10 protein-coding genes are annotated in these 14,400 nt (G+C 60.7%); 4 read left to right on the forward strand and 6 right to left on the reverse strand.

The annotated features are described in order from the left end of the window. Positions 1-88: 88 nt before the first annotated feature. The gene (locus J9870_RS00820; protein WP_210642275.1) at positions 89-1,969 is read left to right on the forward strand and encodes a methyl-accepting chemotaxis protein; all 1,881 of its coding nucleotides are present in this window, start codon (positions 89-91) and stop codon (positions 1,967-1,969) included. Between the two features lie 288 nt (positions 1,970-2,257). On the opposite strand, the gene J9870_RS00825 is transcribed toward J9870_RS00820, so the two are convergent. From J9870_RS00825 to J9870_RS00845, 5 genes are all read right to left on the reverse strand, one after another. Beyond that, positions 2,258-2,722: an SRPBCC family protein gene (locus tag J9870_RS00825; RefSeq protein WP_210642276.1), complete on the reverse strand. Its 465-nt coding sequence runs from the start codon at positions 2,720-2,722 to the stop codon at positions 2,258-2,260. Positions 2,723-2,752: 30 nt separating this feature from the next. Beyond that, on the reverse strand, positions 2,753-6,178 hold the full coding sequence (locus tag J9870_RS00830; RefSeq protein WP_210642277.1) for a non-ribosomal peptide synthetase: 3,426 nt from the start codon (positions 6,176-6,178) through the stop codon (positions 2,753-2,755). Between the two features lie 10 nt (positions 6,179-6,188). Further along, entirely contained in the window at positions 6,189-7,121 is a 933-nt protein-coding gene (locus tag J9870_RS00835) for a diiron oxygenase (RefSeq protein ID WP_210642278.1), read from the reverse strand. Beyond that, positions 7,118-7,894, reverse strand: coding sequence for a DUF3050 domain-containing protein (locus J9870_RS00840; protein ID WP_210642279.1), 777 nt, complete (start codon positions 7,892-7,894; stop codon positions 7,118-7,120). The genes J9870_RS00835 and J9870_RS00840 overlap by 4 nt, the downstream gene beginning before the upstream one ends. Before the next feature lie 686 nt (positions 7,895-8,580). Further along, positions 8,581-9,273, reverse strand: a complete 693-nt coding sequence (locus J9870_RS00845) for a GntR family transcriptional regulator (RefSeq protein WP_210642280.1) — start codon at positions 9,271-9,273, stop codon at positions 8,581-8,583. A 272-nt stretch (positions 9,274-9,545) separates the two neighbouring features. Between J9870_RS00845 and lapG the strand changes: the two genes are divergently transcribed. The 3 genes from lapG (at position 9,546) to J9870_RS00860 (ending at position 13,732) form a co-directional block, all read left to right on the forward strand. Continuing rightward, positions 9,546-10,169, forward strand: a complete 624-nt coding sequence (lapG, locus tag J9870_RS00850) for a cysteine protease LapG (protein ID WP_246883131.1) — start codon at positions 9,546-9,548, stop codon at positions 10,167-10,169. Between the two features lie 14 nt (positions 10,170-10,183). Continuing rightward, positions 10,184-12,130 (forward strand): cyclic di-GMP receptor LapD, encoded by a 1,947-nt coding sequence (lapD, locus tag J9870_RS00855; RefSeq protein ID WP_210642282.1) that lies wholly within the window; start codon positions 10,184-10,186, stop codon positions 12,128-12,130. Positions 12,131-13,360: 1,230 nt separating this feature from the next. Continuing rightward, positions 13,361-13,732 carry a DUF6124 family protein gene (locus tag J9870_RS00860; protein ID WP_210642283.1) on the forward strand — a complete coding sequence of 124 codons (372 nt, stop codon included), beginning with the start codon at positions 13,361-13,363 and terminating at the stop codon, positions 13,730-13,732. Positions 13,733-13,921: 189 nt separating this feature from the next. On the opposite strand, the gene J9870_RS00865 is transcribed toward J9870_RS00860, so the two are convergent. Beyond that, positions 13,922-14,260, reverse strand: a complete 339-nt coding sequence (locus J9870_RS00865; protein WP_003196545.1) for a hypothetical protein — start codon at positions 14,258-14,260, stop codon at positions 13,922-13,924. Positions 14,261-14,400: the final 140 nt, after the last annotated feature.

Here is a 14,400-nt window from a genome sequence, read left to right on the forward strand (position 1 = left end):
TGGAGCGGGTCAAAAGCCTGCTCGCGCTTTTACATGAAATGTTGCAACCGGAATGCACCCCCACTCCCTGCATAAGAAGCCTAACTAAATGAATCTAAAGTTCAGCCACAAAATCCTTCTTGCCGCCTCCGGTGTCGTGGTTCTGGCTTTTGCCCTCTTTACGCTCTACAACGACTATTTGCAGCGCAATACCATCGGCCGCAGCCTCGAGTCATCCATCGAGCAATCCGGTGACTTGACGGCCAGCAGCGTCCAGAACTGGATGAGTGGCCGGATCCTGGTGCTGGAAAACCTGGCGCAGAACATCGCGCATCAAGGTGCCGGTGCCGACTTGCCGGGGCTTGTCGATCAGCCGGCACTGACGTCGAATTTCCAGTTCACTTACGTGGGCCAGACCAACGGCGTCTTCACCCAACGCCCTGACGCAAAAATGCCCGACGGCTACGATCCGCGCCAACGTCCTTGGTACAAACAGGCCGTCAGCGTCGACAAAACCATGCTGACCCCGCCCTACCTGGCGGCGGTCGGCGGCCTGGTGGTGACTATCGCTTTGCCGGTGAAGCACAACGGCGAACTGCTCGGCGTGGTGGGCGGCGACCTGAGCCTGGAAACCCTGGTGAAAATCATCAACTCGGTGGATTTCGGCGGTATCGGTCATGCGTTCCTGATCAGCGGCGACGGGCAGGTGATCGTCAGCCCGGACAAGGACCAGGTGATGAAGAACCTCAAGGACATCTACCCTGGTACGCCGGTGCGCATCGGCAAAGGGACTCAGGAAGTTGAGCTGAACGGGAAGGACCGTATTCTTTCGTTTACCCCGGTCACTGGCTTGCCGAACGCCGAGTGGTACATCGGCCTGTCGATCGACAAGGAAAAAGCCTACGCACCGTTGAGCCAGTTCCGTACGTCTGCGTTGATTGCGATGTTTGTCGCGGTAGCGGCCATCGCGTTACTGCTGAGCATGTTGATCCAAGTATTGATGCGTCCATTGACCACCATGGGGCGCGCCATGCAGGACATCGCCCAGGGCGAAGGCGACCTGACCCGGCGTCTGGTCGTGCAGGGCAAGGATGAATTCGCGGTGTTGGGTGGTTCGTTCAACCAGTTCGTGGAGCGGATTCACGCTTCGATCTCCGAAGTGTCTTCCGCCACACGGCAGGTGCATGATTTGTCCCAGCGGGTGATGACGTCGTCGAACGCCTCGCTCATCGGCTCGGATGAACAGAGTGCTCGCACCAATAGCGTGGCTGCGGCCATCAACCAGTTGGGCGCCGCGACCCAGGAAATCGCCCGCAATGCCGCCGATGCCTCGCAACATGCCAGCGGTGCCAGCGAGCAGGCCGATGATGGTCGTCAGGTGGTGGAAAAAACCATTCACGCGATGACCGAGTTGTCGCAGAAAATCAGCCTCTCGTGCACTCAGATCGAAACCCTGAACGCCAGCACCGACAACATCGGGCACATCCTGGATGTGATCAAGGGCATTTCCCAGCAAACCAACCTGTTGGCCTTGAACGCGGCTATCGAAGCGGCCCGGGCCGGTGAAGCCGGACGTGGTTTTGCGGTGGTGGCCGACGAAGTGCGCAACCTGGCGCATCGCACCCAGGAGTCGGCGGAAGAAATCCACAAGATGATCACCTCGCTGCAGGTCGGTTCCCGTGAAGCGGTGACCACGATGAACGCGAGTCAGGCCTCCAGTGAAGAAAGTGTGGAGGTGGCCAACCAGGCCGGTCTGCGGCTGGTCAGCGTGACGCAGCGAATCGGTGAGATCGACGGCATGAACCAGTCGGTGGCCGCCGCGACCGAAGAACAGACCGCTGTGGTGGAAACCCTCAACATGGACGTCAGCCACATCAACCTGTTGAACCAGCAAAGCGTGGCCAACCTCAACGAAACCCTGAAGGATTGCGATGCGTTGTCGCAGCAGGCCAATCGGTTGAAGCAGTTGGTGGACAGCTTCAAGATCTGAGGCCTCAGTCGACATCACCGCAAGCTGAGCCACCGCCATCGCGAGCAAGCTCGCTCCCACAGGGGATTGGCGGTGGCGTCCACCTCTGCCTCCAGAGGGGATTGGCGGTGGACCTGGGTTCGCGCCCACCTCTGTCTCCACAGGGGATGGGTGGTGAGCCTGGATCTTGGGTTCACTTCAGCTCAGTGTGGGAGCGAGCTTGCTCGCGATGGCGGTGGCACAGCCAACATCACTGCCAACTGACCCACCGCTTTCGCGAGCAAGCCCGTTCCCACAGGACATTGGCGCTTACTTGAACATCACTTGCACATTCGCCATCGCCTCATCGGCAAACCCTTGCAGGAAGTCCCTGAACCCCGACGGTGTATGGGCGTCGGTGTGGTCGGCGATGATGGTCCAGGTGGCGCGGCAGCGGTTGTCCGTCAGGGGCTCGACGCGCATCGCTGCCCAGAGGTTGTCGATGCCCAAGGTGTTGTAGATCAGCGTCCAGGTCATGTGCATGGCCTGGTCGTCATGGCTATTGAGCTGTTCCACCACCAGGTTCTGGCCATCGCGGAAGAACTTCTTGCGCAGGGATCTCACGCCATTGCCGGTCATCTCAATACGCTCCAGTGCCGGGATGAATCGATCGAATCCACCAAAGTTACCTACCACTTCCCAGACGCTCGCCGCATCGCGTGCTACTTCCACCGAGGTTTCGACCTGGCAGATGTGGGGGTTCTTGATCAGGGTATCGGGTTGAAATGCATTCATGGTCTTGCTCCTTGCTTTGGGTTGGGTGGTTCAAATGAAATCGATGGCTTTGAGGTAGTCGGCGCCGCGACGTAGCAGGGCCGGGGATTTCTCGGGGTAGCGGGCACCCATCTGCCGCACGCCGGCACGGGCGTTGTCGTGGCTGATCAGCGAGATATCACCGATGTCTTCCTCGAAGCCGTTGAGGTAGAAACCCAGCACGCCAAACAGCGCGTTGTCGGCGTCTACCCGGCCCAATTGCTGTTGCCAGTCGGCGACGCTCACCAGGGAAAACTCCCGGCCGCTGTCGCGGAACGACGCCACATAAGCATCCCAGCTCAACGGCTCGGGGTTGTGCAGGTTGAATACCGCCTGCGTTGGCTGGTAGCGGCTGGCGTGGAAGGCGATGAAGCGCGCCAGGAAATCCACCGGCATCAGGTCGAAATTGAGGGAAAGGTCTGGCACCTGCCCCAACTGGATCGAGCCCTTGAGCATCAGCATCAAGCGGTTCTTGTGGGGCTGGCAAACCCCGGTCAGGCTGTTGAAACTGATGTTGCCGGGGCGGAACAGATTGACCCACACCCCGCGCTCGCGGGCCCGCTGCAGGATTCGTTCGCCCACCCATTTGGACAGGTTGTAGCCGTTCTTGATGTAGATCGGCGGTGTCTTGGCGGCGGGCTGTTCGAGCACCTGGCCGTCGGCATCCAGGGCACTGGACGCCGAAAGCGTGGAGACGAAGTTGAAGATTTTCTTGCTGCGCCCTTCACACAGGCGCAGGCATTCAAAGATCGGCTCAACGTTGTCCCGCGCCAAAGACTCGTAGTCGAGCACATGATTGACGTGGGCAGCGTTGTGCACCAGTGCGCCGAAGGTGCGATCGATGCGGGTGTAGACGTCATCCGGCAAACCCAATTGCGGCTGGGTGATGTCGGCGGCGTAGACACTGACGCGGCTCAGATCCAGGTGGGTCAGGCGATTGTCCTGCAAGGCCTGGGCAAAGCGCTCGGCCGCGCTTTGCCCCGCGGATGCACGCACCAGGCACGCAACTTCGGTGGCGCCCCAATCCAGCAACGCCTCGACGATATGCACCCCGAGAAAGCTGTTGGCGCCGGTCACCACCACCTTGTGTACATCACCACACTGGCTGATGGGCAGCGGATCGAGGTTGAGCTCGGCTTCGGCGTCGATGAAGGCCTGGGGGCTGAGGGCCGAGGTGCTGCTTTGCTCTGGTCCGTCCAGCAACTTCGCCAAGGTCATCAGCGTGGGTGCTTCGATGAACCGATTGATCGACAAGCTGCGCCCGAAGGCCTCGCGGATGCCCAGCAGCAATTGCGACAGCAGGATCGAATGCCCGCCGAGGTTGAAGAAGCTCTCGTCGGTGGCGATGTCTTCGACTGGCAGCTCCAGCAGCTCGGCCCACAGTTGCTGCAACTGCTTTTCCAGGGCGTTCTGCGGCTGGCGTCGCTGGCTGCCGACTTGTACTTGCACCGCCGTGGCGAGCAGGGCCCGACGGTCGACCTTGCCATTGCTGGTGTAAGGCAGACTGGGCAACTCGACGTAGGCCGCCGGGTGCATGTAGCTGGGCAGCGTGTTTTGCACGTGCTCGCGCAGGGCCTGGAGGGCGGTGCCCGGCCGGTCTTCCCGGGGGTGAACCAGGAACGCCAGGATCCGCCGCCGTTCATCGATGCCCACCGCGACTTGGCGAAATAACTGGCTGTCGCGCAGGCAATGCTCGATCTCCTCGGGTTCGACCCGAAAGCCGCGGATCTTCACCTGGTTATCACGCCGTCCGCTCAGTTCAATGCCACTGTCGGTCCACTGGCCGATATCGCCGGTGCGATAGACCCGCAGCGTTTGCCCGGCGGGCAGCGTCAGGTTGAGATAGCGGTTCGCGGTCAGCCCCGGATCGTTCAGATAACCCAGGCCGACACCCGGCCCGGCGATGTACAGCTCACCCGGCGTGCCTTGCGGTACGGGTTGCAGTTGTTCGTCCAGGATCAGTACCCGGCCATTGGCGATGGGCACGCCGAGGTTGCGGTTATTGTCGCCGACGCTGAACTGCCGGGTGGTGGCCAGTACCGTGGTTTCGGTCGGCCCGTAGATGTTGTGGAACTTGCATTGCGGTGCCAGCCGTTCAATCACGAACGGCTCACAGACATCACCACCGGTGATCAGGTGTGCCAGGCCGATCGGCGCGTCCAGTGGCATGACGCTCAGCAGCGCCGGCGGCAGGAACGCGTGGGTCACCTGCTGCGCGCCCATCAGCTCCACCAGTTGTTGCGGATCGCGCCGCTGGTCTTCGCTGGGGACCACCAGCAACGCGCCCTGGATGAAGGTCGGCAGGATATCCAGCAGTGAGGCGTCAAAGTTGATGGTGGAAAACTGCAGCGCCCGACTGTCGCGCTGCAACCCGACGTAATCGCCGTACCAGGCACAGAAATGGCTGAGGTTGCGATGGCTGAGCAACACGCCTTTGGGCTGGCCAGTGGTGCCGGAGGTGTAGATCGCCACGGCCGGTTCGTCGATGTCCACCACGCGACGGATCAGCGAGACCGGGATGCCGGGCTGGGGCGTCGGCAGCCGATGCACATCCAGCGTCGGCAGCACGAGGTCGCCCAGGTCGGTGTTGCCGTCATGCAGCAACAGGTCCGCCTTGGCGTTCTCCAGGATAAAGCGCCGGCGCTGTGCCGGGTGCTGCGGGTCGAGCGGCAGGTACACAGCCCCACAACCCAGTACTGCCAGGATTGCCGCATACAGCGGCGCGGACTTGGGCAGGCACACGCCGATCACCAGCGGGTGGTCGGAGGCTTCCCGCAGCATGGCCAGCACCGACTGCTGCAACCTCAGCGCCAGGCTGCGCAAGGCTTTGTAGTCGGTGAGTTGCCCATCGACCCATAGGGCCGCTTGAGTCGCCTCATCGAGCATGCGCTGTTCGATGCTATGCATCACCGGCACCTCGGCCGCGGCCAAGAGCCAGGGCACCGCTGGCCGGTTGAAGCGGTGCTCGAAGGCCAGCGGCTCCAGCGCATCAAGGCCGAGCCAAGGCTGCTCGGTCATCTGCGCCTGTATCGTCGGCCAGTGATCGAAGCAGGTTTCATCCCGGGAGAACTGACTGACCAGGCGTGCGCCGTTCTCGACCACCGCCGCCAACGTACGCAGGCGCAAGGACTGACCATTGCCGCAGGGTTGCGGCGCGATGACTTCCCGGCTTAACAGCTGCTGCACGGCGTCGCGAAAAACCAGCACCGGTTGTGGCAATGCCTGGCCGGGCACAACCTGCAAGGCCACGCGCACCTGAAGGTGCATCCGGGCCGGGAGGGTGTTCGGCACCGTACCGTCTTCAATCAATAAATCCACGGCACCGTGGCTGGCCGACGATCCAGGAACCACGACCCCGTGGCCGTGCAGTTCCAGTTCCCGAGCCAGTTCGACCATGGCCTGGCTTACGCCAGACACTGCAATTTCGAGGCGTCTCATCGAAGTGTCCTCATGGGGTCAAGTAATCGGCGAGGGCGTCGCGCACGCAGGGGGACGCGAGCATTGAGCTGCCGCGCAAAAAGCGCGTGATATTGCCCACCAACGGATGGAAACGATTGATGGGATAGGCCAGCGCACTGGCGTCTTCACGCAACGACTGACGCACCGATTCGTCGACGGGCAGGTGCGCGATCAACTCGAAATCGAACGCCTGTTGCAGATCGCTCGCCAGGTACTGGGCGATGAAACCGGGCATCAATTGCGCGAGCACTTGACGGTCTGTTTCGGGCGCGGTGCGCCAGTAAATCTGCACCAGCCGGGTCCAGAAACCGGAGTGTCGTCCCTCATCGAGCAAGTGGTCGGCCATCAGTCCCTTGATCGAGGCCTTGACCGAATCATCCCGGGCGAAAGCCGCCACTTCGTTGGTCACGGTGTTCTCGGCAATGGCGATGCAGATCAGCTCCACGGCGCTGAGCAAATGCTCCGGCGCCTGGGCCAGGGTCGCGGGTATCGCGCGGCTGAGCTCGATCTGCGTAGGCAATGGGATCGGGGCGATGCCGGTCATGTCGATGGTCTGCTGCATGAAATCCATCGCCACCAGCGCGTGATAATCCTCGTCGACCACCACGGTCATCGCGTCATAGCGGCAGGCGAAGGGGAACTCGATGCCGAAGCTGTTCTTGGCGATGCGGCGGGCGGTGTGGTCCACCAGTTCCGTCTCGAAAATCACCACATCGTTGATGAACTTGTAGAGGCTCTGCACCAGCACAAAGTCGCGCAGCTGCGGGCAGTGGCTGAGAAAGGTCTGGCTGTGCACCAGTGGCTGACGGCTCATGGGGAAGATCAGCTTGTCGTCGTCCTCAACCCGGCGCCGTGGTCGGGTGCGGATGGTGGCGCGGCTTTCCCAGGCGTCGGCGAAGGATTGGTATTCGACGGCGTTCATGGCGTCACCTGCGCAACCGGTTGGGCCATGCTCTGGCGCAAGCCATCCCACAGGGCCGCGCGGCTGTGGACGGCGGCGAGGGCGGCGGCCAATACCTCGGTTTCGCGCTGCGGGTCGCCATCGATCAGTCGGGCCAACAGTTTTTCCGCTGCCGGGCCATGGTCCTCGGAATCGACTTCGATGTGCCGCTGCAGGTAGTAACGAAAGGTCGGCGCCTGGTCCAGGCCAATGCCCCAGGCGTCCAGCATGCGCTGGAACATTTGCGGGATGACACTCTCGCGACCGTGCACGAACGCGGCGGCTACACTGTGGGCCGGGGCGTGCAGGGCGGTGTGCAGGGTCTGGCGGACGAAGCGTGCCGCCGCCGGTTCTACTTCGACACTCTCCAGCGCTGTCTCGGGGCTGACGCCTTCCTTTTGCAGGGTGATGAATTGCTCGATGGCGCGGGTATCGGCACCGACCTCGCGCATGGCATCCAGGTACAGTTCGAAATGGCTGCAGTAGCCTGCTCCAGGGCGGTCATCCGATTCCTCGCCCAAGACAATTTCGTTGATCAGGCGTGCCGCGTGCGGGTCTGCCGGCGGCAGCCAGGGCAGGTGCACACAGGTCAGTTCCCGTTGCAGCCGTTTGGTCAGTGACATGAAGTCCCACACGGCAAACACATGGCTTTCCATAAAGCGGCGTAACAGATCGATTGATGTTATTTCGGAAAAAACCGGGTGTTGGCCAAGTTCGTGTTTTTTCAGAGATAGTTGTTCTTTGGTTGGCTGCATTGGAACGTCCTCATCAATGATGTTGTGTCCGGAAAGTTGCCCGTTATTTATCAAGGCGAGCGGGCGCCTGAACCGGAATCCATGAATTACCCAAGTAGCTTAAGTGTTTGCCTTTAGTACGCGTCGCCAGCCTGTAGTGCTTGATTCTGAAGCGTTGGCCGAAAACGGAAACGGTCGATAACAACCCGGCGAATAAAAAACTAATACACAAAACAAGTAAGCGGCAAGAAGTTTTTTTATTATTTAAAGTGGTGTATTTATTGGGCGCGAAGTGGCCTGTTAAAACTTTTAATATAAGTTTTATTCAGGCGAAGAAGCTCCTTCCGATTTAGGGGTATCAGAATCGAATAGTTCGAGTGAATGCCTCACTCGGAGCACTTCAGAGATCAGGGGATTAAGAAGTTTGTGATTTAAGGGAGGGACACCGGTCGGACATCCGATCATCCCGCCAGTGGGCGACGCTCCTTGCGTATTGGCTTCGATTCGCCTGGTCTATCGCCAGGCGCTGACTTCTTCAGGTCTGTTTTTGAATCGACAAGCGCAAGAGTGAGCCCAAATCGATGGCAGTGCCATTGAACTGATGGGGCGCCGCATCGCCGCCACGGTTTGGTCGCGTCAGGTAGGCGAGAAGTGGGTCGCAAGGATATGTAAGAAGTTTTTACGCCGGCGGGACCGCCGGCGCAGGATCATCGGCCCGATTGTTGTTCCAGATACCGACGCATGGTGACACAGGCCTTTTCCAGGTGGCGTTCCAGCAAGGTAATGGCGTTATCGACGTCTTTGGCGCGCGCGGCTTCAAGCAGCGCGTGATGATCGTCCTGAGTCAGCTTGCCCAGGCCCATGGACGACAGATGAAAGCGCAAGAAGCGCTCTTCTTCATTGAGCTCGCGTTCCACCAGGTCCAGCAGCTTGCTATTGGGTGCCTTGTGATAAAGCGACATGTGAAACAGCCGATTGAGCTTGGCGATCTGGGCGTGATCGGTTTCTGTTTCCAACTGCTCGATGTACTGGGCTGCCAGTGTCAGGTCGCTGTCATCGAGCAGTGGAATGGACAGGCGCAAGGCGAAAGACTCCAGCACTGAACGCAAGGCGTAGGTTTCGACAGCATCATTGGTGATCAGCGGGGCCACCACGGCACCCTTGTGCTGGACCACGTTGAGCAGTGACTGCGCCTCAAGCTGGCGCAAGGCTTCGCGCACCGGCATGCGGCTCACGCCGAACAGATCGGCCAGTTCCTGCTGACGCAGGGCCGTGCCGCAGGGCAGGCGTCCGTCGAGAATAGCCTCACGCAGAGCCTCTTCGATGATCGAGCGAGCCTGGGAAGCGGGGATGGGCCCGTTGACCTGGATAGTGCTGAGTGGTTTGGGCTTTTGTGTCACGACAACGCATCCTGACTGGTAGTAACGAAAATTGGATCCACGCGAACGTTAGTTACAGATTCCCCAACCGTCAAAGTCTCTCGGCCCCGGCTTCTGAACTAAAGTTTAGTCTGCCTGCGGTGATTGCACCCTGCCATTGTCTTTTAGTGGGCCAGGCTTCACCATCCAACGAAATTCCAACGGCCCCTTTCGGACGCATTCCCTTGGCTGCACCTTCCCCTGCTCTCAGGTCCTTGCGCTGGCTGTGTTCGGCATTGTTGCTGGCCGGCCTCATGCTGGGCGGCCTGCAGGCCGACTGGGACTTTGCGCAGATCAGCAGGCGGGCGCAAGCCTTATATGGGCCACTGGGCGAAGGGCAACAACGGATCGACGCCTGGCAGCAACTGTTGGCGACCCAGAAGCAAGTTCCAGAGCTCGAGCAGCTCAAGGTGGTGAACCTGTTCTTCAACAAGCAGGTGCGCTACGTGGAAGACATTGACCTGTGGCATGAGGTCGATTATTGGGAAACGCCAATCCAGGCCTTATGGAAGGGCGCTGGCGACTGTGAAGACTATGCCATCGCCAAGTACTTCAGCCTGCGCCATCTCGGGGTCTCCAGTGACAAACTGCGTATCACCTACGTCAAGGCCCTGCGGCAGAACCGTGCGCACATGGTGCTCACTTATTACGCCACGCCCGAGGCTATGCCGCTGGTGCTCGATAGCCTGATCGACGGCATCCAGCCGGCCAGCCAGCGAACCGACCTGCTGCCGGTCTACTCTTTCAATGCCGAAGGGCTGTGGCTGCCGGGCGCCAAGGGCAACAAGAAAGTGGGTGATACCAAGCGCCTGTCCCGGTGGCAGGATGTGTTGAAAAAAATGCAGGCCGAAGGTTTCCCGGTCGAGACGACTAACTAGGAGCGCGCGCTCAGATGTCCTTGTTCAAACAGCTGTTGATCGCTATCTGTCTGTTCCTGGTGGTTGCCTTCAGCGGCAGCTTCATGGTCAGCCTCGAAAGTTCGCGGGCCCAGTACGTCAACCAGTTGCGCTCCCACGCCCAGGACGCGGCCACGGCGCTGGCGTTGTCGCTGACGCCGAACATCGACGACCCGGCGATGGTGGAACTGATGGTCAGCTCGATTTTCGACAGCGGTTACTACGCCAGCATCCGCGTGGTCGATGTGGCGACCGACAAGACCCTCGTCGAGCGCACCGGTGTTCCGGATGCCGGCAGCGTGCCGCAATGGTTCGTCAAACTCATTGGCCTGGAGCCAGCGGGCGGCGATGCCATCGTCAGCCGCGGTTGGGAGCAGGCTGCGCGGGTCGAAGTGGTCAGCCACCCGATGTTCGCCCTCGCCAAGCTGTGGCAGAGCGCCTTGGGCAGCCTGGGTTGGTTGCTGCTGTGCGGTGCCGTGAGCGCGGTGCTGGGGGCCTTGTTGCTACGGCGCCAACTCAAGCCGCTGGACTACATGGTGCATCAGTCCCACGCCATCGCCCGTCGTGAGTTCTTGAGCCTGCCGGAACTGCCGCGTACCCCTGAATTGCGTCGCGTGGTGCAGGCGATGAACCAGATGGTCGAGAAGCTCAAGGCTCTGTTCCAGGAACAGGCCGAGCGCAGTGAGAAGCTGCGGGTCGAGTCCTATCAGGACAACCTCACGGGCTTGGCTAACCGGCGTTATTTCGAAATGCAGCTCAATGCCCGGGTGAGCAACCCGGAGCAGGCCAGTTCCGGTTATCTGCTGTTGCTGCGGGTCAAGGACCTGGCCGGTTTGAACCAGCGGCTGGGCGGGCAGCGCACCGACCAGTTGCTCCAGGCGGTGGGCGAGCAATTGCTGCGCGAATGCGCGCGGTATCCGGAAACCCATAACCTGGTCACGCGTATTCGCGGTGGTGAGTTCGCGGTGCTGGCACCTGGGCTGGTGCGCGAGGAAGCGCTGCAACTGGCGCAGAACCTCGAAGCCGCGTTGGCGAGCCTGCACGCCACCGGCGCGACTGACGTGGCGTCAGTGGCTTCCATCGGGCTGGCGCCGTTCGTCCATGGTGATTCGCCGCAAGCGGTGCTCCAGCTCGGCGACCAGGCCCTGGCCCAGGCCGAAAGCCAGGGCGAACCGGGTTGGGCCTGCCTGGAACACAGTGCGGTGGCCAGCGTAGGTGATGATCACCATGCCTGGCACACTTTGCTCGACCAGGCCTTGAATCATCAGCGTTTCGAGCTGTACTTCCAGCCGGTGGTGGCGGCCCGGGACACCCAAGTAGTACTGCATTACAAAGTGCTGTCGCGGTTGCTGGACGAGCAGGGCCAGACCATCCCTGCCGGGCGCTTCCTGCCGTGGCTGGAGCGTTTCGGCTGGACCGCGCGGCTGGATCGCTTGATGCTCGAACAGGTGCTCAAGCAAATGACCGGGCACGAACAATCCCTGGCGCTAAACCTGTCCTCGGCGACCCTGGCCGATCCTCAGGCACTGAACGGGATCTTTGAAATCCTGCGCGCCCATTCCAACCTCGGGCCGCGCCTGACGTTGGAGATCGGTGAAGAGCAATTGCCGGAGCAAGCCGTCCTGGAGCAATTGACCCGGCGCCTGCGCGAGCTTGGTTTTTCCCTGAGTCTGCAGCGTTTCGGTGGACGGTTCAGCATGATCGGCAACTTGTCGCGGTTGGGGTTGGCCTATCTGAAAATCGATGGCAGTTATATCCGTGCCATTGATCAGGAGAGTGACAAGCGCTTGTTCATTGAAGCGATCCAGCGTGCTGCTCATAGTATTGACCTGCCGTTGATTGCCGAGCGGGTTGAGACGGAAGGGGAGTTGGCGGTGATTCGGGAGATGGGGTTGTTTGGGGTGCAGGGGCAGTTGGTTGGGGAGCCTCGGCGGTGGGGGTGAGTTTGGTGACCTTCTGACCGAGTACATATCCATTGCTGCGGTAACGGCCACTGGCGGTTACGCCCTTACGGCGTGTCACTTTTGGCAAACGCCCCAAAAGTAACCAAAAGGTCTTGCCCCACCACTCGGCACCTCGCCTAGGCTCGGTGTGCCCGAACGCAGGCATTGCTCCGTGGGCCCGCCGCGAAGGGCCATCCATGGCCCAGCGCGGCTATCCCGGCATCCATGCCGGGATGCCCACTCCACAATGCCTGCGTTCGGCCAGCGTGGTTAACGGGGCCCCCAGATCAAAAGCCGAAGCGAGGCGGCCTGACAGCCGGCCTGGTTCTCCGGCCATACTCCGATCCAACTGTGGGAGCGAGCTTGCTCGCGATGGCGAAGGGTCAGTTTGCGGTGATGTTGGATGTGCTGGCGTCATCGCGAGCAAGTTCGCTCCCACAGGTTTTTGTATCGTGTGCGAATGTTGTGAACACCCGCAAACCTATGTGGGAGCGAGCCTGCTCGCGATAGCGAAGGGTCAGTTTGCGGTGGTGTTGGATGTGCTGGCGTCATCGCGAGCAGGCTCGCTCCCACAGGAGAAACGCGATCACTCAGAATCAGGTCGGCTCTCAGGCCGCCTCGTGGTGGACGTTGATCTCGGGGCCCCATTAACCACGCTGGCCGAACGCAGGCATTGCGCAGTGGGCACCTCGGCATGGATGCCGAGGTAGCCGCGCTGGGCCATGGATGGCCCTTCGCGGCGGCCCACGGAGCAATGCCTGCGTTCGGGCACACCGAGCCTAGGCGAGGTGCCGAGTGGTGGGGCAAAGCGTTTTTGGTTACTTTTGGCGCTCTTCCAAAAGTGACCCGCTGTAAGAGCGGAACCGCCAGTAGCCGTTACCGCAGAAACGGATATACACCCCCTCTGAAAGTAAGGTCCTAGGAGATTTCCTTCGAGTTGTGGCGAACTTGGTGAACTTGTCCGGCGTCTGCCCCGTGACTAGTCTGGGTTTGTCACTGAAAAAACGGTGACACGGACGTGCAAGTCCGAAGAAACTGTTTAGGATGCGACGCTACATCGCTCAGGGGCTTTCTTCTGCCTACTGGCTTTATGGCGGCTGCACGTAGGAGATCCTTGGATCTGCTGGGTGTCCTAAACAGGCCCGGTCTTGCACACCTGCGTACGGCCGCCACCTTATTCGCGTGCAAGCGAACGGTGACGGTTTCCACTTAACTGTTTAGGAAGTCTCTATGTTCAAGGTCACTCCGAATCCGCCAGGAAACCCTGGCAATATCTCCGAAAAATCCTCGAAATCCAAAAAACTCGACGAAGCCGCCGAACGCGCCCTCGACTACTACCTCAATCCCAAACCAACCGATGAAGCCTCGGGAAAACCCCAAACCGCCCAGCTCTTCATGGTCTCCCCGGACATCGACACCGAAACCCTCCTGGCCAATGCCTCCGAAGACCTGCTGTCCATCAGCGCCATCGCCGCCGACCTGGCGGATGACGTCGACGGCTCGCGCCGCAGCGTGATCCTGGCAATCAGCCGAATGGCCGATGGGGTGCATCTGTTGGTGGAGCGGGCGATGGATCGGCTTGAAGTGCAAGCGTCGAGCTGACAGGCCTGCGGTGGATTGACGATCGCCATCGCGAGCAAGCTCGCTCCCACACTGGATCTGCGTCGAACCGACAGATCGAGATCAAAACCGATCAACTGTGGGAGCGAGCTTGCTCGCGATGACTTTCGCCCAGACAACTCGCCACAGGGATTTGTGCTCTGCCCGGAACGCGTCAATCCAGGCGGCAGGCTAGATCAACCCCTTCTCATCATCATCGATCAACCGGCTCAACCCACCCAATGCTTCCCGGGCCTGGGTGCGGTCCATCAGCTTGGCCTGGGCCGCCGGTGGCAGGTCGGTGACGCGGATGACGCCTTTGCTGGTCAGCACCTGGATCAAGTCGTCGAGTACCCGGATCATCTCCAGGTCGCTCTGCTTGAGCTGTTTGAGGCTGTTTTCTACCGCCTGGTTGGCGAACCAGTCCTGGATCTCGTGGTTGTCGGCCGGCAAGGTCTCGGTGGCTTCGGCGTAGGCGGTGGCTTCTACGCGCACCAGCAGGCCTTGTGCATCGCGTTGCACATAAAACATCGGGCATCCCTCATGTATGAAGCGGCGTCATGCTGGGCAGCATAGGCCAACTGTGGGGGAGTATGGAGGGTGAAGACGAAATCGTCATCCTGGGAGCAGCCGTGCACGACCGCCCTGTGAAGGGCGGCCGTGAGGGCCCG

The sequence above is a fragment of the Pseudomonas sp. Tri1 genome, from assembly GCF_017968885.1.
In the GTDB taxonomy this organism is placed as follows: domain Bacteria; phylum Pseudomonadota; class Gammaproteobacteria; order Pseudomonadales; family Pseudomonadaceae; genus Aquipseudomonas.

What these genes read in the sequence shown, in the direction of transcription:
- lapD (WP_210642282.1), top strand. Translation starts at nt 10,184, where the DNA reads ATGTCCTTGTTCAAACAGCTGTTGATCGCTATCTGTCTGTTCCTGGTG.
- lapG (WP_246883131.1), top strand. Translation starts at nt 9,546, where the DNA reads ATGCTGGGCGGCCTGCAGGCCGACTGGGACTTTGCGCAGATCAGCAGG.
- J9870_RS00825 (WP_210642276.1), bottom strand. Translation starts at nt 2,722, where the DNA reads ATGAATGCATTTCAACCCGATACCCTGATCAAGAACCCCCACATCTGC.
- J9870_RS00820 (WP_210642275.1), top strand. Translation starts at nt 89, where the DNA reads ATGAATCTAAAGTTCAGCCACAAAATCCTTCTTGCCGCCTCCGGTGTC.
- J9870_RS00830 (WP_210642277.1), bottom strand. Translation starts at nt 6,178, where the DNA reads ATGAGACGCCTCGAAATTGCAGTGTCTGGCGTAAGCCAGGCCATGGTC.
- J9870_RS00835 (WP_210642278.1), bottom strand. Translation starts at nt 7,121, where the DNA reads ATGAACGCCGTCGAATACCAATCCTTCGCCGACGCCTGGGAAAGCCGC.
- J9870_RS00840 (WP_210642279.1), bottom strand. Translation starts at nt 7,894, where the DNA reads ATGCAGCCAACCAAAGAACAACTATCTCTGAAAAAACACGAACTTGGC.
- J9870_RS00860 (WP_210642283.1), top strand. Translation starts at nt 13,361, where the DNA reads ATGTTCAAGGTCACTCCGAATCCGCCAGGAAACCCTGGCAATATCTCC.
- J9870_RS00865 (WP_003196545.1), bottom strand. Translation starts at nt 14,260, where the DNA reads ATGTTTTATGTGCAACGCGATGCACAAGGCCTGCTGGTGCGCGTAGAA.